Consider the following 18,649-nt stretch of genomic DNA (forward strand, 5'->3'; position numbering starts at 1 on the left):
GGATTTTATCATGACAGAACGTATTTCAGGTCACACACTTCTCGTCAGCTTAATTGCTACCCCCATTCGCCATTCCTTATCACCTAAAATGCACAATGAGGCCTATGCTAAATTGGGCTTGGATTATGCTTATTTGGCCTTTGAGGTTGGCACTGAAGAGCTGAAGGATGCCGTTCAAGGGATTCGTGCTTTAGGTATTCGAGGATCCAATGTTTCTATGCCAAATAAACAAGCCATTATACCTTATCTGGATGAACTGTCTCCTGCGGCTGAATTGGTCGGTGCTGTTAATACGGTAGTCAATAAAGACGGTAAAGGCCATCTTGTCGGCCATTGTACGGACGGTACAGGCTGCGTGCGTGCCCTAGCAGAAGAAGGGGTGGACGTTAAGAATCAGGTCATTACCCTGACCGGTGCAGGCGGTGCCGGAACGGCTATTGCCATTCAGTTGGCCTTGGATGGTGCCAAGGAAATCCGTATCTTCAATCGTAAGGATGACTTTTATGTCAATGCTGAGTTAACTGTAGAAAAAATCAATACGCGGACAGATTCCCATGCGACGCTGACAGACTTGGCTGATCAGGAAGCTTTTAAGAAGTCCATTGCAGAATCCAGTATTTACATTGATGCAACAGGTGCCGGTATGAAGCCTCAAGAAGATGTATCATTGATCAATGATCCCCAGGTTATTCGGTCTGATCTTGTTGTTTTTGATGTGGTCTATGCACCGCTTGAAACCAAACTTTTAAAATTTGCCAAAGAACACGGTGCCAAAAAGGCTATCAACGGTATTGGCATGATGCTCTATCAAGGTGCAGAAGCCTTCAAGCTGTTTACCGGCGAAGATATGCCGGTTGACTACATTCACGATTTGCTTTTTAATGAAGAATAGTCCTTGATGACTGTTAAAGGAATAAGCGGCAGCTGTTAAGGAGAAACACATTCTTCTCACAAAAAAGCGAGGGGAGTGCCTCTCGCTTTTTTAGTCAAAAAAAGTAGGATCATGAGATAGAAAAGGAGAATTTATGACTAAAGCTAACGTGATTCGTCAAGCTAGTGAACTGCCATACATTAAGGCCGGTCCCTTTAAAATACGCTTTCCCTTTATTCACTACAAAATAGAAAAAGTGGAATTCATTCAAGGGCTGATTGTTGGAGCAACCGCCCTGTCTGCCATTCCTTATATTACAGATTATCTGGAGCTGCCTTATGAGCTGGCCTACAGCATGGTCATTTTGGAGACCAGTCTGTACATTCTCCATGGAACCTTGGGCGATCCTGTGGTGCCCGGCTGGATTACGGCGACGCTTCCGTTGACCTTAACCTACCTGACAAAGTATGATGCCGGTACCGATCGTATTAGAGCAATGATTGCCCTGCAGCTGTTGGTGGCGGCTCTGTTTATCTTTATGAGTCTTACTAAACTGGCCACACGATTTGTTCATTTGGTACCCAGCGGTATGAAAGCAGGCATTTTGCTGGCAACCCCGATTTCAGTCCTGCAGACTCAGCTGGGTGACAAGGGAGGCTTTAAACAATATCCCATATCGCTTATAGCAGGCTTTGGATTGCTGATTATCCTGTCTTATTCAGCTTGGTATAAAAAACTGAGAGCTAAAAATCGTTTGCTTGATTTTATAGCCAGTTACGGCAATCTTTTTCCCTATCTTTTTGCTATGCTGGTCGGTGTTTTGATTTCTGAATTGCCGCTGCCGACATTTGAATTGGGAACTGTTTTAAAAGTTCCTGATTTTCAGAGGATTCTCAGTCAGGTCAGTGTCTTTGCAGTCGGCTTTCCCAAAATCCATTATTTTGCGGATGCGCTGCCTCTGGCTTTAGTCAGCTATGTTATTGCTTTTGGAGATTTTGTCACCACAGAATCATTGGTTGAAGATGCCCGCGAATCAAGAAATGACGAATACATCGATTTTGATTCAAACCGTTCAAACCTGATTATCGGCATTCGAAATACCATTCTTGCTCTTGTGGCACCTTTTCCGCCTCTGTCCGGTCCTCTCTGGGCTGGGATGACGGTATCTATCAGTCAGCGCTACAAGGAAGGAAAGGCCGCTATGGACAGTTTGATCGGCGGTATGACTTCTTTCCGTTTGGCGACCTTGCTTTGTGTGCTTCTTATTCCCATCACAAGTTTTATGCGGCCTATTTATTCTGTCGGAGGTGCCATAACCCTTCTTTTTCAAGCCATTGTCTGCGCCAAGATCGGCATGGAATACTGTGAAGACGAGACCGATAAGATGATTGCCGGTTTTATGGCAGCAGTGCTGGCATTTGCAGGGTCAGGTATCGGCTTGCTGACAGGGATTGTTTTGACTCTGGTTTTAAAAGATGTTTTTGCTAAGAATAACTGAGTTAACTGAACTGGGAGTTAACCATAAAAATTCATGACTAAATTGCTTAGTTATGGATTTTTTATTGATAGAAAAAATTTTAAAATCGAAAGAAATTTTTCATCAAAAACTATGTGAAAACGTTCTCAAAGTATGGTAAAATAAAAACAAGTATCACACGTTAAGAAATCGTGAAAGAAAGGGGTTAAATCATGGAGATTAAACCATTTCCAGGTTATGAGGACCATCTGTTCAGCAATCTTGCTGAACAAAGTGAAGAAGTCAAACGCCGTAAGGCAGCACAGACTGAAGCCATGCTTGCTTATGAACTGCCGGAAGGTATGACAATGGAGGATCGTTTCATTCCGACTGAGGAAGGCAAGCAGGAACTGAAAATTCGCATTTTTACTCCAGCTGATCTTTCTGAAAAAGCTCCGATGATTTTGGATATTCATGGCGGTGCTTTTGTTGCGGGCAGTGTGGATATTGACAATGCCCGCTGTATTGCAATTGCCCGGCGTGTGCCTGCTATTGTCGTTTCTGTTGAGTATCGTTTGGCAGGAGCTGACGGCGTCAGCTTTCCGATGCCGCTGGAGGACTGCCATGCAGCCTACATGTATTTGCACGACCATGCTGAAGAACTGGGCGGTGATCCTGAAAGAATCGGGCTTCACGGATCAAGCGCAGGAGCAACTATTGCAGAGGGACTTGCCCTTTATCTCCGTGACCGAAATGAACTGCAGCCTGCTCTGACTGTTCTCAACTGTCCGGCTCCGAGTTTGGCTTTGGAGGAAAGCCGCTCTTATCACCAGTTCTATCAGCTGCGCATGGGTCCGGCTAATAAGGCACTTGGAGCTGAACCGGCCTATCTTGGCGGTTACAATGGCAAGACACCGTCTTACTATGCTTTTCCGGCTTATGCTCCTGATTTAGGAGGCCTTAAGGCACATATGGTTATTGTCGGAGAATACGACACCTTGCGTGATACCGGCCTTGATTATGCTCAGCGCCTTTTACGAACCGGCGTCCCTTGTGAAATTTATCAGGCTCCGCGTTTAGGACACTGCTATACTTCGGCATCGCATCCATTTACTGATTTTACTCATGATATGATGGCTTGGTCCTTCAAACGTGAATTTGGAATGTTGGATAATTTGATTAAAAAATAAATGCGTTAAAGAGATAGGAGAAAGATATGAGTCCAGCTATACTTGCCATTATTATGTTGGCAATTGTTGTCACTTTTATTCTTTGGAATAAAGTCCCTTTGAATTTTGTCATGTTTGTTGTTCCGGTTGTTTTCAGTTTTTTGATGGGCTATGACTTGAAACAAACCAGCGATTTTATTATAAACCAGATTAATGTTGTCATGACCCAGTCCGGCTACATGCTTCTATTTGGGCTGATTTATTTTGGTATGCTGACAGAGTCGGGTCTGTTTGATACGATGATAAACGGTGTCATGAAAATTATCGGCAATCGGATCAATGTCATCGGCGTCATGATTTTGACAACTGTTTTAAGTGCCATTGCCTATTTGACAGCACAGATGTCCACGACCTACCTTGTTGTTTTTCCCATTGTCATTCCGTTTTTCAAGAAATTTAAGATGGATCGTAATTTTGCCTTTATCATCTGTCAGACCGCTATCGGAGCCATGTGCTGGCTGCCATGGGGAATCGGTTTGGTCATGTCAGCAACCATGGCTAATACTCATGCTGAGACCCTTGCCGTTGCTTCTATCCCTTGGGGGCTGTGCTTTATCCCGGCTATTATCCTGCAGTACATCTATTTTGCACGCAAACATAAAAAAGAGCATGGAACACTTGGACTGCCTGCAGATGCACAAGGCGATGCCACACATAAAATTGAAGAGCGGGAAAATGCCAGACCAAAATTATTTTGGATCAATATGCTGATCTTTTTGATTGTTATTGCTGCTTTGGCTGTCTTTAAAGTGCCGTCTTATTTGGTCTTTATCATGGCTTCAGTCGTTACTGCCCTAATCAACTATCCAAAGGATTTTGGGGCTATTTGGAATAAGCAGTCAGCGATGTTCTTCAATGTGTTAATTATGCTCATTGCGATTTGTTTTTATTTGGCTGTCTTTAATGCCAAGGATGCATCACACGCATCAATGGTAGAAAGCCTTGCTAAATTATTGGAAGCACATTTCCCAAGCTTCTTGATGCGCTACATCCATATCATTTTCCTTCTGCTCTGTGTGCCGATTATCTATTTTGTTCCTTATCAGCTGTATAATGCGCTTTATCCGCTCTTTATCTCAATCGGCGCTTCCTTTGGTCTGTCTCCGATTGCTATCATCGCGCCTTTCGTATGTAATCTGGCTTTGGCAACGTCGGTGACACCGATGAATTCATCTACCTATGTCGGGGCAACGCTTTGCGAAGTTGAAGCAGAACCATTTACCCAAAAGGCTGCCCCTATCATGTTTGTTACTAACGCAGTTGTCGTAGCAGTGGCTGCTGTATTTGGTGTCTTACACTTTTAACAAAAAGAATTCATGTTGACATGAATTCTTTTTGTTATGCAGGATTAATCGGTTTGGTCTTGCAAATGTGCAGCAAGCAGCTGCTTGGCAAATGTTTTGAATGCTGTTTGAATTGGCGGATAAAAATCCGATTTATTATAAGCAATATAAATCATACGTTCATCCAGTGCATCAGTAATTTTAATCTTTTTAACAGGGTAAGCGTCTATGCTGATAATATTTGGGATAATGGCAATACCGAAATGATGGGCAACAAATCCCAGCACACTCTGATCATCTTCCAGCTCGATTTTTATGCGGGGCTGCAGTCCTAATTTTTTAAAAGACTGATCTAGATAGGGTCTAAGGCCGCTGTGCTTGTTATAGTAGACATAATCATAAGCGATGGTATCAGCCAGGGAGATGCTGTCGTATGGTGCTAAAGGGTGGTCTTCCGGCACAATAATGACTTGTTCTTCGACCATTAAGGGTTCAAAGTGAATTTGACTGAAATGATCAATCTTAGAAACAATGGCACAGTCCAAGTCTTCTCTGCTCAGGGCCTGCAGCAAATTGTGGGAGTTGTTTTGCTCCAACTGAAACTCAACTTGGGGATACTTCTGCAGAAACTGACTGATGAGATCAGGGGCAGTATTTGATCCAAAAGTGTAGATAAAACCAACAGAAAGTTTTCCCTGATGCGGATGGATTTCGGCCTGCAGCATATCGTAGGCTTGTTTGATGGTGCGGAGAGCTTCTTTGGCAGAAATGTAAAAGATACGTCCGTAGCGTGTTAATTTAATGTTCCTGCCGTCTTTTTTAAAGAGCGGCAGCCCCAGTTCTCTTTCCAGCTCTGCAATCATGTAAGAAAGGTTTGGCTGTGACGTGTTCAGCTCTTTTGCTGTCTTTGTCATATGTTCGCTTTCGGCAAGAGCAACAAAATACTCTAAATGCTGGATATTCATCATGGTCACCTCAGAATTATTATAGCAAGTTTTGCTAAAATTATAAAGATTTTTTATTGATTTAATAAAATATATCTATTAGATTTATTGATAGTGATGTGTTAAAATCTTAAGTGAAATAAATCACAAATTGGAAAAGTGATGAAAATAATCATGAAAATGGAGGGCTTATCATGAAAACAGTTGCTGTTGAAACGATTGTCTTTGGACAGGGAAGACCCAAAATTCTGGTTCCTTTGGTTGGAAGAACGGAGCATGACATTTTAGATGCCGCTGCGCAGGCTAAGGATTTGGACTGCGATGTCATTGAATGGCGGATCGATTTTTATGAATTTGTTGAAGATGCTAAAAAAGTTGCTGCTCTTTCTTTAAAAGTGAAAGAAAAAGCACAAAAGCCTGTATTGGTTACTTTCCGCACAGCTAAAGAAGGCGGTGCTCACGAAATACCTGATCCCCTTTACTTTGAAATTTACAGAACTGTTTTGGCGCAAGGCAGGGCCGATTTGATTGATTTGGAACTTTTTCTGGATTCGGCTGAAGTTCAAAAAATCATTGAACTGGCACATGAAAAAGGCACAAAAGTCATTATGAGCAATCACGACTTTAATGCAACGCCGGCTAAAGATGAAATCGTACGCCGTTTAACCATGATGGAAGAGCGTCAGGCAGATATCTGCAAAATAGCGGTGATGCCGCAGTCAAATATTGATGTGCTGACTCTGCTTCAAGCAACTGCCGAACGTTATGCAAGTGCTCAGACACCCTTAATTACCATGTCTATGGGACCGCTTGGAATGGTGTCCCGCGTATCGGGGGAAGTCTTTGGTTCATCAGCAACCTTTGGTGCAGCTGCCAAAGCCTCAGCACCCGGTCAGGTTCCCGTATCGGAACTGCGTACAATCCTTGAAACATTGAAATTACAGTAAAGAGGCAAGAGATGTCAAAACAATTATTTGAAGAAGTTAAACTATCTTCCGGAGCTGTCTTGAAAAACCGCATTGTGATGTCTCCTATGACAACTGAATCGGCTTATTATGACGGCAGTGTTCCAAATGATTTAGTGGCTTACTATGCGAAACGTTCCGGCACTGTCGGAACTGTCATTGTCGAGTCAGCTTTCGTTGAAAATTATGGACGGGGCTTCTTTGGTGCGCTTGGAATTGACAGCGATGATAAGATAGAGGGATTATCCAAAATTGCAAAGGCCATTAAAGATAAAGGGTCTAAAGCACTTATCCAAATTTACCATGCGGGGCGCATGGGATTTGAACCAATGAATGAAGGGCACATTCCTATTTCGGCGTCGCCTGTAGCGGCTCTTCGTCCCAATGCGCCTGTTCCGACTGAAATGACCCACCATGACATTTTGGATATGATTGACCGCTTTGCTGAAGGAGTACGCCGTGCCATCAAAGCCGGTTTTGACGGTGTCGAACTGCACGGAGCCAATACTTACCTTTTGCAGCAGTTCTTTTCACCTCATTCAAACCGTCGCTCAGATGCCTGGGGCGGTACGCTTAAAAAGCGCAGCAGATTCCCAATAGAAGTCGTAAAGGCGGTCAAGCGTGTTATTGCAGAAGAGGGGGTTTCAGACTTTATTCTGGGCTATCGTTTTTCACCGGAGGAGCTGGAAAAACCCGGTATTACTTTTGATGACACTATGTATTTGCTGAATGCACTGGCTGAGTATGACCTTGATTATTTCCATTTTTCGATGGGCAGTTATACACGGTCGTCTATCATTGACACAGCCAATCCGGAAATGCTGATTACAATGTTTTTAGATCAGCGTTCTGAAAAACTGGCAAAAACACCGATTATGGGTGTCGGCGGGATCATGCAAAAGGCGGATGCTGAAGATGCTTTGTCCCTAGGCTATGATTTAGTGGCTGTAGCTAAAGGCTTTCTCGTTGAACCTGACTGGGCAGGAGCCATTCAAGCCGGTAAAGAAGTCAATCCGCTTGCTGACATTCACGACCGTGAAAAATTAGTGATTCCAAGACCGCTTTGGGACTTTATGGACACAAGTTTCGGCTTAATTAAAGACTTTGAAGCAGAAAAAGCCAAGGCTGAGCGCCTGAAGGATCTGATGACCAAAGATCTTGAATTTAAACCGGGTCAATACCGTGTCATGGCCTCAGGTCACAACAGTGAGCTGCCAATGGTAGTAACCTTTGATAAATCGCGGATTACAAATATTGAAATTGACAGTGCCGGTGAATCAGAAGGCCTGTCAGATTTGGTATTTGAAAAAATGCCAAAACAAATCATCGAATTTCAAACCCTGAATGTCGATGCTGTTTCAGGAGCTTCCTCCACTTCCAGAGGTGTCCTTGAAGGGGTTGCTGATGCAGCACGCCAAGCAAGCGGTCAAGATGCTGTTGATGTTTTGGAGGCCCGTCCAAAACCGGCAGAAGTCAAGTCGACAGAAGTTTTGGAAGAAACAGCAGACCTTGTGGTTATCGGAGGCGGTGCTGCCGGTATAGCGGCCTCTCTTCGTGCGGATGAGCTTGGTTTGAAGACGATACTGGTTGAAAAACTCAGTTTTATCGGCGGAGCTATTTCTGTTTCCGGCGGCAATCAAGTGGTTATGGGATCCAAACTGCAAAAAGAAGCGGGGGTCACTGATGATACGGTGAAATCCATGTTTGATGACTTCATGGCCAACGGTAATGGGCAAAATGTGCGCTCTCTTCTGACACTTTTAGCAGAAAATGTCGGACAAACGACCGACTGGGTACACGAATATGTTGGTGTTGAATACGACATGAAAGGCGGTCTGCATGTTTTGGCCGAGTATGCCAAGGACCGTGAACTAGCCTATGCTCACGGCGGACATGGCTTTGCAGCTTCAGTCCGAGCCAAAATGGCAGCATCTCATGTCAATGTGCTTTTGCAGACCAAGGCAGAAGAACTGCTGACAGACGGAAAAGGGAACGTAACAGGTCTTGTTGCAGTAGAAGACAATGGAAAGACTCACCGAATTTCTGCCAGGGCTGTCATTATTACGACAGGTGGCTACGGTAACAACAAATCTATGCTGCCGGATGAGCTGAAAGGTCTCCTTTTCTACGGAACACGCTCTTCCATGGGTGAGGGCGTTCAGATGGCTCAGGCTCCCGGTATTGATGCTGCAACCCGGATGATGAATCTTGGTAAGATTTATCCTAATGGTGTCGAGGTTTCTCCCGGAACGGCTAAATCAACGATTGACGGAAACCTGCTCGTTCTAAAGGAAAACGGTCTTTTGCTCAATAGCAAGGGCAAACGTGTTGTCAATGAACGTGCTTCCAACCATGCTATTTTGGATGTCTTAATGCAGCAGGAACCTAAAATACTGTATTTGCTGCTTGATCAAAAGCATTTTGATATTTTCCGAGAAGGAATTGCTGAAGGAGGTATTTCCTCGGCCGAAGTTGAAAAATGGCTGGCCAGCAACGGCCGTGAGACCCCTTATTTTTACCATGGTGAAACCCTTGAAGAACTGGCAAATGCTGCCGGTATGGACGGAGCTACTCTGGAAAATACTGTTGCCCGCTACAATGACTTTGTGGCCGGCGGTGAAGATAAAGATTTCCACCGTGAACAACGCTTCCTGCAAGTGCCGGTTGGTGAAGGCCCTTACTATATGATTGAGCAAAAACCTCGTTTTGCAACGACGATGGGAGGATTAGTGGTCAATAATAAATTGGAAGTTGTCAACACTTCAGGAACTGTTATCAAAGGCCTCTATGCTGCCGGTGAAGTCGTCGGCGGTGTTATGGGAACAGATTCACCGTCAGGAGCTAATAATGCCTGGGCCTTGACATCAGGTAAGCTGGCCGCTGAAAAATTAAAAAGAAAATGAGACGATAATATTCTGCAGACGGCCTGCTTCCTGTCATTTAGGGGACAGGCCGATTTGTTTGCAAAGATGCGGAATGATAATTTTATCGATAAGTTTGCGAAAAGGTCAGAAAATTTAACAAAATTATGATAGAATGAATGTAACTTTCCTAAAAATCGCTATGATGATCTTTGGCAGTCAAAGATGGGGAAGTCGGCTTTAGATCATAAGAGGCAATTATTGCATCTTATCTGAGTTTCTTCTTGAACTTGGATCAGTTTCGTTAAAATCAAAGGAGTTTATTATGGCAAAAGTGTTACTTGGATTTATGGGTGCCGGCAAGACAACCGTTGCAGGGGAACTGCAAGAAAGCTTTGATCAGTTTTTAGATATGGATCTTATCATTGAAGAGCGCATCGGTATGTCTATTTCAGAATATTTTGCACGTGAAGGAGAAGCTAATTTCCGTAAGATTGAGTCTCAGGTCTTAGAAGAACTATTGGCACTGGATGGCAATATCATCATCTCCACAGGCGGCGGTGTTGTTGTTTCAGAGCACAATCGTGAATTGCTGAGGGCTAATCGCAAGAATAACGTGCTGCTGGCAGCATCTTTTGAAGTTTTGTACGACCGCATTGAACATGATAAAGTGTTCCAGCGTCCGCTGTTTTTAAATAATTCCAAAGAGGACTTTCACGGGATTTATGAACGCCGCATGAAACTCTATGAAGGTTTATCCGATTTGATTATCAATACCGATCACCGCACTCCAAAAGAAGTGGCAAAAATCATTGAATGCATGTAAGGCAGGCCTTGCATTTCAGGCGACAGGATTCCACCCTTGCGGTGGTTTTTTTGTTTGTGAAATTATGGTAAAATAAAGGAAAATAATTTTTGGAGCAATGAATGAAACTACGGACAAATGCAAAACAGTTAAAAGGATACCTGAAAATTCCAGGAGATAAATCCATCAGCCACCGTTCTGTCATCTTTGGCAGTTTAGCTCAAGGCGTGACAACTGTTTATGGTATTTTACGCGGCGAAGATGTCCTTTCTACCATGCAGGTTTTTCGCGATTTGGGTGTTGAGATTAAAGATGAAGGATACAGGGTCGAAATTCACGGCCGCGGCTTTAACGGGCTGAGAGCACCTGAGCATGCTCTGGACATGGGAAATTCAGGGACGTCTATCCGCTTGATTTCAGGTGTTCTGGCAGGTCAGGACTTCGAAGCTGAGATGTTTGGCGATGACAGTCTCTCTAAGCGGCCCATGGATCGGATAACGATACCGCTTCGTCAGATGGGTGTCAGAGTGTCCGGCCGAACTGAGCGTGATCTGCCTCCTTTAAAAATGAAGGGTTCAAAGGCACTTAAACCCATCCATTATCAGCTTCCTGTGGCCTCTGCCCAAGTAAAATCAGCTCTTATTTTTGCAGCGCTTCAGGCTGACGGTGAAAGTGTTATTCTTGAAAAGGAGATAACGCGCAATCATACGGAGGATATGCTCAGGCAGTTCGGCGGCCATTTGGAAGTAGATGGCAAGGAAATTCGGATATCCGGCGGTCAGCAGCTGACTGGACAGACAGTCACTGTTCCCGGAGATATTTCCAGTGCAGCCTTTTGGCTGGTTGCAGGGCTCATTGTTCCCAATGCTAAACTGACTCTTGAAAATGTTGGTATCAATGAAACACGGACAGGTATTTTAGAAGTCATTGAAGCTATGGGCGGCAAGATTAGGCTGACTGATAAAGATGAAACAGCCAAATCAGCAACGATTACAGTTGAGACGTCTGCTCTTAAAGGAACCGAGATTGGCGGAGATATTATTCCGCGCTTAATTGATGAGCTGCCGATTATCGCTCTGTTAGCAACACAGGTCGACGGCAAAACGATTATTCGGGATGCTGAGGAGTTAAAAGTCAAAGAAACGGATCGCATTCAGGTTGTAGCAGATGCCTTAAATGCCATGGGAGCTGATATCACGCCGACAGAAGACGGTATGATCATTGAAGGGAAAACGAGTCTTCATGGTGCTAAGGTCAATACTTTTGGCGATCACCGCATCGGGATGATGACAGCTATTGCAGCTTTGCTGGTTAATGATGGCGAGGTTGAGCTGGAGCGTGCTGAAGCTATCAATACCAGCTATCCCAGTTTTTTCAGTGATTTAGAAAGCATTATTAAAGACTGACAGTTGATGTGAATTGCCGCCATGCTCTTGTTCGAAATGATAAAAGTCATTTATTTCAGAGTCTTTTGAGTCAAGACAGGCAGGATATGAAAAGACAAGTAGAACTAGTAATGCTGCTGATACAACAGCCTAACCAATCATTGAGGAAATAAATCAAATGAAAATTGCTTATCTGGGCCCCAACGGGTCTTTTACGCATAATGCCGCCATGCATGCTTTTCCGGAGGCTGAATTGCTTCCTTTTGCTAATATTACAGAAGTTATCAAGGCTTACGAGGATCAAAAGGTTGATTTTGCCATTGTCCCTATCGAAAATTCGATTGAAGGCAGTGTCCATGAAACCACTGACTATCTGTTTCATCAGGCAGAAATTCAGGCTGTGGCTGAAATCATTCAGCCCATTAAGCAGCAGCTGATGGCTGTCCGAACAGACAGCAGTATTGAGAAGATTTTTTCCCATCCTCAGGCCATTGCCCAAGGGAAAAAATATATCAAACGTCACTATCCCAATGCCAAAATTGAAATGACCGCAAGCACCGCCTATGCAGCCAGACTGGTAGCTGAGCATCCTCAGGAAAATTTTGCGGCTATCGCTCCCAAGGCTGCTGCTGATGAATACGGTCTGTCTATTATTGCCCGGGATATTCAGGAAATTGAAGAAAACTATACACGTTTTTGGGTGCTGGGCCACCAAGTACCTGAAACGCATCTGGAAAAGACAGATGATAAAGTATCTCTTGCTCTGACACTGCCTGATAACCTTCCGGGAGCTCTTTACAAAGCGCTGTCAACCTTTGCTTGGCGAGGGATTGACCTGACCAAGATTGAAAGCCGCCCTTTAAAAACAGTTTTGGGCGAATATTTCTTTATTATCGATTTTGAAAATCACAATAAAAAATTAGTTTCTTTTGCCTTGGAAGAGTTGACAAGTATCGGAATTCAGTATAAAATTTTGGGTATGTATGCCGTTTACAGGCTTTGAAAGAATTGCTAAGTATTAGAAAAAAATTAAGTTAGAGACATTAAAAAATGAGCAGAAACGACAAGGGGAAAGTAAGCCGCCATGAACAGCTGCGCTATGAGTACCTCTTAAGAAACATAGCCTATCTCAGCGAGCGTGAACAAGCAGAGTTTGACTATCTTAGAAAGAAGGTTGAAGCTAACAGCGCTGAAGAAGCCACTTATTATTATGATGATGAGCCTGAGAAAGATTACTATCAGGATTACGGACAGTCTTATGATGATTACGATGCCGATGATTATCAAGATGCCGATTCTTGGGAGGATGATTCTGCAGGCAGTCAATACACCGATCAGGGTTTGCCTGTTTATCCGAATCAAACGTTAAAACCTTCCCGCCAGAGCCGCAAGGAGAAAAAAGCCGCTCAGGCACTGACTAAGGCCAAGACAAAGAAAAAGCCGACCTTCAAACGTTTTTTAAAAATTATCAGTCTGATACTGCTGGCAGTCTTTGTCGGCATGATTATCATGTTTATTAAAGGAATGCATGATATTTCCTCGGGCAAAAATGATGACTATAAACCAGCTGTTGTCGAAGAATTTAACGGCCAAGATGCCAAAGACGGAACTAATATTTTAGTTTTGGGAAGCGACCAGCGTATTACACAAGGGTCATCAGAAGCTCGGACGGATACCATCATGGTTCTAAATATCGGCAATAAAGATAAAAAGGTCAAGATGGTCAGCTTTATGCGTGATACGCTTGTTAATATTAAAGGGGTCAGCACCGATAATTATTCTTATGACAACAAGCTCAATACGGCCTTTAATATCGGCGAGCAGGATAATAATCAAGGGGCTGAGCTGATGCGTCAGACCCTCAAACGTAATTTTGATATTGATATTAAATATTATGTCATGGTTGATTTTCAGACGTTTGCAGAAGCTATTGATACGCTTTTTCCTAATGGAGTAGAGATCAATGCGAAATTTGCGACGGTTGACGGTGATGCGGTGGATTCTGTTGAAGTGCCTGATGATCTGAACATGAAAAACGGTGTCGTTCCTAATCAGACCATTTCTGTCGGCAGGCAGAAAATGGACGGCCGGACCCTCCTTAACTATGCACGTTTCCGCAAGGACGACGAGGGAGATTTCGGCCGCACCAAGCGTCAGCAGCAGGTGATGTCGGCTATTATGTCTCAGATTAAAAATCCGGCCAAACTCTTTACAGGTTCGGCAGCTTTAGGTAAAATCTATGCCTTGACCTCTACCAATGTATCTTATAGCTTTTTGCTCAGCCATGGTTTATCGGTCATGACTAACGGCAAGGAGATTGAGCAAGTGACGATTCCTGAGAATGGTGACTGGATTGACGATTATGATATGTACGGTGGTCAGGCTCTGTCCATTAACTTTAAAAAATATAAAAAGAGACTGTCAAAATTAGGCGTTCGTTAATTATGGTATAATAAAAGGCGGTACAGGCTATCGCCTTTTGTATTGGAGAAAAAATGTTAAAAAAGAATGATATTGCAGAAACAGAAATTGTCGATTTAAGCCATGATGGCGCAGGTGTTGCCAAAATTGACGGTTTGGTTTTCTTTGTGGACAATGCTTTGCCGGGTGAAAAAATCCTGATGCGCGTGCTTAAAGTCAAAAAGAATATTGGGTATGGGAAAGTGGAGAAGTATTTCACCAAATCACCCTACCGAAACGAAGATTTAGATACTGCTTATTTGAGAAGCGGTATTGCCGATTTAGGCCACTTGGCTTACAGTGAGCAGCTTAAGTTCAAACGCAAGCAAGTAGTGGATAATCTCTACAAAACAGCAGGGATTGCAGATGTAGAAGTTGCTGAGACGCTCGGTATGGAAAATCCTCTTGCCTACCGCAATAAGGCACAGATCCCTGTCCGCCGTGTCAACGGGCAATTGGAGACGGGATTTTTCCGCAAGAATTCGCATGATCTCATGCCTATTGATGATTTCTATATTCAGGATAAGGAAATTGACAAGCTCATCACTTTCATGCGTGATTTGCTGCGCCGTTTTGACCTTAAACCTTATGATGAAACAGAGCAGACCGGTCTTATTCGCCATCTGGTTGTTCGCCGCGGGCATTATTCAGGTCAGACGATGCTGATTTTGGTAACAACGAGACCCAAAATTTTTCGCATTGAACAGATGATTGAACAAATCACCGAAGCATTTCCAAACGTCAAGTCTATTATTCAAAACATCAATGATAAGAATACCAATGCCATCTTTGGCCCCGAATTCCGCACGCTTTATGGCAGTGATACGATTGAAGACACGATGCTGGGCAATCGCTTTGCCATTTCCGCCCAGTCCTTCTATCAGGTTAATACGGTCATGGCAGAAAAACTTTATCAGACAGCGATTGACTTTTCAGATCTGTCTAAAGACGATGTTGTCATTGACGCCTACTCAGGTATCGGAACCATTGGTCTGTCTTTTGCCAAGCAGGTCAAGGCCGTTTACGGCGTGGAAGCCGTGGACAGCGCTGTCCGAGACGCTGAGAAAAATGCTGCGCTCAATAACATCACAAATGCTCACTACGTGACTGACAGTGCCGAAAATGCCATGGCTAAGTGGGGCAAGCAGGGCATCAAACCAAACGTTATCCTAGTCGACCCGCCGCGCAAAGGCCTGACTGAAAACTTCATCAAAGCTAGCAGCGCCATGCAGACCAAGAAAATCACCTACATCTCCTGCAATCCAGCCACCATGGCGCGTGACATCAAGCTCTATGAAGAGCTGGGCTACAAGCTGAAAAAAGTGCAGCCGGTGGATCTGTTTCCACAGACGCATCACGTGGAGTGCGTAGCTCTGCTCGTAAAAGCTTAGAAAACTTTGAACGAAAGGGATATTAAAAAGCCTTGAAACCAAGGCTATAGTGGGGGAAGTATCAGAGTGACTAGATCAGTTGGGGTAGTTGTTTTGTTGGGGGTATTTACTAGTGATTTATTTCCAAAGATGCACGGTGGGGACATGGGAGAAGGAGTACATGGGAACAGATGTCCTACTATTTTTATCTCTCAAAATATGGTATAATTTATTTAATCATAATTTTGAATGGCATTTGTCTGAGAATGGCTATTTTTTAAGATGGGTAGATTATGATGAAATATACGCTTTATTTGAAGTTAAGTAGGCGGACGAAAAATGAATATCCGAGAATTTAGAGAAGGTATCTTCTCTCTTCGTACTAGGAGATTTGGTACTGTTGCTGAATACATGATTAAGGCACTTGTTAGAGTAGAAATGTCACGTAATTTAGCATATGATTTAACCGATTCTGATATGAATCGTATTGAAGTGAAATTTTCTACTGTGATGAAAAAAAGTAAATCCACTATCACAGAGCAAAATGTCATCCAGCAAATTCTTGATTCTACGGTAGATCATCGAATGATGGATAGTCATGATATCTATACTTCAAAATTTGATTGTAACATTCAACAAGTAAAAACTGCTGAATTCGATGTCCTCTACTATGGTTTGTTCTTCCAAGATAAAATTGTGATATTTAAAGTGGATAGCCATGAGGTATTTTCATTACCTAACTATTCAAACAAGCAGCACCGTGGGAATGAAGGTGAAGGTCAGTTTCATTTAAATGAAAAAACTATTCAGTATCACCTTGATCATCAATTGTATCGATGGGTTAGTTATGAGGAACTTTATGATTTATTCCTAGGATTAGGAAATAACTGATAAATTACTTGATAATAAATTTGAGTTGAGGTAATATATAGACGATTGAAAGGAGGAAAATGGAAAATTTAATTTCAGATGCAACACGACGAAATTGGGAAAAACTCTCGGTAAATATTGATGATAAATTAAAGAGTCGTGCCAATAAGCAAAAGTCATTAAAAAAGATAATCCCAGTTGAGTACTTACAAGATACTAATAAAATTAACCTCATTGAAAAAATAAGTGAATCGTATACAGAAAGTAGCATACCTGAGGTTATCTATAGTATTGCTGTGAGTTTGTTACAAGCAGAGGGAATCTATGAAAGGGAGTCAGTTCAAGAAATATTACTGACTTTTCAAAGGGAAAACAATATTGACCTAATACAAATTGATGAGACAATACCCAGATTCAATCACAGTGATGATTTTCTTGGAACATTATACCAAAGTCTTTTAACTGAGGGAGATAAGAACAAAAATGGTTCTTATTATACACCAAGACAAATTGTAAATGATATGTTGTCTGAATTTTATTTGACAGAGGAAGTAAATTTTCTCGATCCGTGCTGTGGGAGTGGAGCATTTTTGATGGGAGTCCACACAAATAATCCATCGAGTTTATTTGGTATCGAGAAGGATCCAATTGCAGCTTTCATCGCAAAAGTGAATCTTCTTCTTTCTTATAAAGATATTGACTTTAAACCTCAAATATTATGTGGAGATTTTTTCCAAAATGAGGTATCCTTTAGTTCACATGATAGCTTTGATTTCATTGCAACTAATCCACCATGGGGTAATAAGACAAAAATAGTTTCCAATTTGATTGATTCAAAAGAATCTTTTGTACACTTTTTTGTAAAATCATATTATCTATTGAAAGAAGGCGGTAGAATCAATTTTTTGTTTCCAGAATCAATTCTTAATGTTAAGTCACACAAAGTTATTCGTGAGTTTATAATATCAAATCATGATTTGAATGAGATACACCAATATAGTTCTTCATTTACTGGAGTTGTAACAAATTTTATTAGTATGAATTTCATCAAGGGAGTTAAATCTAGTACAATTACAGTTCGTAATAAAAACGAAGAGTTCAATGTTGAGTACACTGCATTTAAACACACAGAAAATAAGGTTTTTTCGTTATTGAAACCACAGGAAGAACAAATTATTGAGAAGATTTTAAGTAAATCAGCTTATTCACTATCAAGTAGTCAATGGGGACTAGGGATAGTTACAGGAAACAATAAAGAAAAATTAAAATCTAGTGATGGTCCAAATTTAGAGAAGATTTATACTGGAAAGGAAATAGATAAATTTAAACTAAAAGAAGCTAAAAATTATATCTATTATGATAGAGATTCTTTCCAGCAAGTAGCTAAAGATGAAATCTACAGAGCTAAAGAAAAATTAGTTTATAAATTTGTTTCAAACAAACTGATGTTTGCATATGATGATTCTTCTAGCTTATTTTTGAACAGTGCTAATATCTTGATACCAAATATTCCTGGTATGTCTACTAAAGCAGTGTTAGCTTTTTTAAACTCAAGTTTGTATCAATTTTTGTACGAAAAACTTTTTGGTGAATTAAAGGTTCTTAAAGGAAATCTTTCTGAGTTACCTTTTCCAAAAATTGACTCTAAAACCAATAATGAATTGACTCTCATGGTTGATGAGATTATCTATGAAGGAAAAAATAATCAAAAAGAGATTGATGAGGTAGTCTATAGATTATTTGATTTGGATGGAGAAATGATAGTTAGCTAATATAGATTAAATAAAAGGGCAATCGCTCTTTTATACTAACCCCAAAAAATTGGACAATAAATATTAGTGAAAGGATTTAGTTCTGTATTGCACAGGGCTAAGTCCTTTTCTACCATTTGTCAAGGATATCAAAGCTTTAACTGAAAAAATTTTTAAGACAATAGCTTGGATTTAGCTATTGTCTTACTTTTTATGCTCTGATTGCGTAAAAAAGTGTATACGAAAACAACACCTTGCCTAGTATTTTTAAGACTAAGGTGTTACAATGATAGGGCATAAACGACTTTACCGATTTTGGGTGGAAAGATAATCGTAAAGCTTGTTATGCGTGACGAGGTAATACATTGTCCTGATAAGACGATGTATAGAGGCAATCGT

15 protein-coding genes are annotated in these 18,649 nt (G+C 41.9%); 14 read left to right on the forward strand and 1 reads right to left on the reverse strand.

From position 1 onward, the window contains the following. The first annotated feature begins 10 nt into the window (after nucleotides 1-10). The 4 genes from AC4HAF_RS02540 (at nucleotide 11) to AC4HAF_RS02555 (ending at nucleotide 4,860) form a co-directional block, all read left to right on the forward strand. Nucleotides 11-892: a shikimate dehydrogenase gene (locus AC4HAF_RS02540; RefSeq protein WP_491096534.1), complete on the forward strand. Its 882-nt coding sequence runs from the start codon at nucleotides 11-13 to the stop codon at nucleotides 890-892. A 133-nt stretch (nucleotides 893-1,025) separates the two neighbouring features. Next, entirely contained in the window at nucleotides 1,026-2,369 is a 1,344-nt protein-coding gene (locus AC4HAF_RS02545) for a hypothetical protein (protein ID WP_491096535.1), read from the forward strand. A gap of 191 nt (nucleotides 2,370-2,560) precedes the next feature. Next, a complete protein-coding gene (locus AC4HAF_RS02550) occupies nucleotides 2,561-3,517 on the forward strand; it encodes an alpha/beta hydrolase (RefSeq protein WP_491096536.1) in 957 nt (318 codons plus the stop codon). A 26-nt stretch (nucleotides 3,518-3,543) separates the two neighbouring features. Next, complete coding sequence (locus AC4HAF_RS02555; protein ID WP_491096537.1) at nucleotides 3,544-4,860, forward strand: SLC13 family permease; 1,317 nt, start codon at nucleotides 3,544-3,546, stop codon at nucleotides 4,858-4,860. A gap of 44 nt (nucleotides 4,861-4,904) precedes the next feature. Here the strand turns inward: AC4HAF_RS02555 and AC4HAF_RS02560 are convergent, their stop codons facing one another. Next, nucleotides 4,905-5,807 (reverse strand): LysR family transcriptional regulator, encoded by a 903-nt coding sequence (locus tag AC4HAF_RS02560; RefSeq protein ID WP_491096538.1) that lies wholly within the window; start codon nucleotides 5,805-5,807, stop codon nucleotides 4,905-4,907. A gap of 170 nt (nucleotides 5,808-5,977) precedes the next feature. Between AC4HAF_RS02560 and aroD the strand changes: the two genes are divergently transcribed. The 10 genes from aroD to AC4HAF_RS02610 all read left to right on the forward strand — a co-directional run bounded on the left by aroD (nucleotide 5,978) and on the right by AC4HAF_RS02610 (nucleotide 18,271). After that, nucleotides 5,978-6,730, forward strand: a complete 753-nt coding sequence (gene aroD, locus AC4HAF_RS02565; protein WP_491096539.1) for a type I 3-dehydroquinate dehydratase — start codon at nucleotides 5,978-5,980, stop codon at nucleotides 6,728-6,730. A gap of 11 nt (nucleotides 6,731-6,741) precedes the next feature. Beyond that, a complete protein-coding gene (locus AC4HAF_RS02570; RefSeq protein WP_491096540.1) occupies nucleotides 6,742-9,651 on the forward strand; it encodes an oxidoreductase in 2,910 nt (969 codons plus the stop codon). Nucleotides 9,652-9,934: 283 nt separating this feature from the next. Further along, nucleotides 9,935-10,435: a shikimate kinase gene (locus tag AC4HAF_RS02575; protein ID WP_491090722.1), complete on the forward strand. Its 501-nt coding sequence runs from the start codon at nucleotides 9,935-9,937 to the stop codon at nucleotides 10,433-10,435. Between the two features lie 101 nt (nucleotides 10,436-10,536). After that, on the forward strand, nucleotides 10,537-11,820 hold the full coding sequence (gene aroA / locus AC4HAF_RS02580) for a 3-phosphoshikimate 1-carboxyvinyltransferase (RefSeq protein WP_491096541.1): 1,284 nt from the start codon (nucleotides 10,537-10,539) through the stop codon (nucleotides 11,818-11,820). A gap of 157 nt (nucleotides 11,821-11,977) precedes the next feature. Then, entirely contained in the window at nucleotides 11,978-12,802 is an 825-nt protein-coding gene (pheA, locus tag AC4HAF_RS02585) for a prephenate dehydratase (RefSeq protein WP_491090719.1), read from the forward strand. 47 nt (nucleotides 12,803-12,849) lie between these two features. Beyond that, on the forward strand, nucleotides 12,850-14,241 hold the full coding sequence (locus tag AC4HAF_RS02590) for an LCP family protein (protein ID WP_491096542.1): 1,392 nt from the start codon (nucleotides 12,850-12,852) through the stop codon (nucleotides 14,239-14,241). Between the two features lie 53 nt (nucleotides 14,242-14,294). Further along, nucleotides 14,295-15,650, forward strand: a complete 1,356-nt coding sequence (gene rlmD, locus AC4HAF_RS02595) for a 23S rRNA (uracil(1939)-C(5))-methyltransferase RlmD (protein WP_491096543.1) — start codon at nucleotides 14,295-14,297, stop codon at nucleotides 15,648-15,650. A 160-nt stretch (nucleotides 15,651-15,810) separates the two neighbouring features. Further along, complete coding sequence (locus tag AC4HAF_RS02600; RefSeq protein WP_491096544.1) at nucleotides 15,811-15,957, forward strand: hypothetical protein; 147 nt, start codon at nucleotides 15,811-15,813, stop codon at nucleotides 15,955-15,957. An 11-nt stretch (nucleotides 15,958-15,968) separates the two neighbouring features. After that, nucleotides 15,969-16,520 carry a hypothetical protein gene (locus tag AC4HAF_RS02605; RefSeq protein WP_491096545.1) on the forward strand — a complete coding sequence of 184 codons (552 nt, stop codon included), beginning with the start codon at nucleotides 15,969-15,971 and terminating at the stop codon, nucleotides 16,518-16,520. Between the two features lie 59 nt (nucleotides 16,521-16,579). Beyond that, entirely contained in the window at nucleotides 16,580-18,271 is a 1,692-nt protein-coding gene (locus AC4HAF_RS02610) for an N-6 DNA methylase family protein (protein ID WP_491096546.1), read from the forward strand. The last annotated feature ends 378 nt before the right edge of the window (nucleotides 18,272-18,649 follow it).

It is taken from the genome of Streptococcus sp. ELY_90 (genome assembly GCF_058314475.1).

Excerpts from the sequence above, each read along its gene's own strand:
- AC4HAF_RS02540 (WP_491096534.1), top strand. The coding sequence starts at position 11 with ATGACAGAACGTATTTCAGGTCACACACTTCTCGTCAGCTTAATTGCT.
- AC4HAF_RS02545 (WP_491096535.1), top strand. The coding sequence starts at position 1,026 with ATGACTAAAGCTAACGTGATTCGTCAAGCTAGTGAACTGCCATACATT.
- AC4HAF_RS02550 (WP_491096536.1), top strand. The coding sequence starts at position 2,561 with ATGGAGATTAAACCATTTCCAGGTTATGAGGACCATCTGTTCAGCAAT.
- AC4HAF_RS02555 (WP_491096537.1), top strand. The coding sequence starts at position 3,544 with ATGAGTCCAGCTATACTTGCCATTATTATGTTGGCAATTGTTGTCACT.
- AC4HAF_RS02560 (WP_491096538.1), bottom strand. The coding sequence starts at position 5,807 with ATGATGAATATCCAGCATTTAGAGTATTTTGTTGCTCTTGCCGAAAGC.
- aroD (WP_491096539.1), top strand. The coding sequence starts at position 5,978 with ATGAAAACAGTTGCTGTTGAAACGATTGTCTTTGGACAGGGAAGACCC.
- AC4HAF_RS02570 (WP_491096540.1), top strand. The coding sequence starts at position 6,742 with ATGTCAAAACAATTATTTGAAGAAGTTAAACTATCTTCCGGAGCTGTC.
- AC4HAF_RS02575 (WP_491090722.1), top strand. The coding sequence starts at position 9,935 with ATGGCAAAAGTGTTACTTGGATTTATGGGTGCCGGCAAGACAACCGTT.
- aroA (WP_491096541.1), top strand. The coding sequence starts at position 10,537 with ATGAAACTACGGACAAATGCAAAACAGTTAAAAGGATACCTGAAAATT.
- pheA (WP_491090719.1), top strand. The coding sequence starts at position 11,978 with ATGAAAATTGCTTATCTGGGCCCCAACGGGTCTTTTACGCATAATGCC.
- AC4HAF_RS02590 (WP_491096542.1), top strand. The coding sequence starts at position 12,850 with ATGAGCAGAAACGACAAGGGGAAAGTAAGCCGCCATGAACAGCTGCGC.
- rlmD (WP_491096543.1), top strand. The coding sequence starts at position 14,295 with ATGTTAAAAAAGAATGATATTGCAGAAACAGAAATTGTCGATTTAAGC.
- AC4HAF_RS02600 (WP_491096544.1), top strand. The coding sequence starts at position 15,811 with ATGGGAACAGATGTCCTACTATTTTTATCTCTCAAAATATGGTATAAT.
- AC4HAF_RS02605 (WP_491096545.1), top strand. The coding sequence starts at position 15,969 with ATGAATATCCGAGAATTTAGAGAAGGTATCTTCTCTCTTCGTACTAGG.
- AC4HAF_RS02610 (WP_491096546.1), top strand. The coding sequence starts at position 16,580 with ATGGAAAATTTAATTTCAGATGCAACACGACGAAATTGGGAAAAACTC.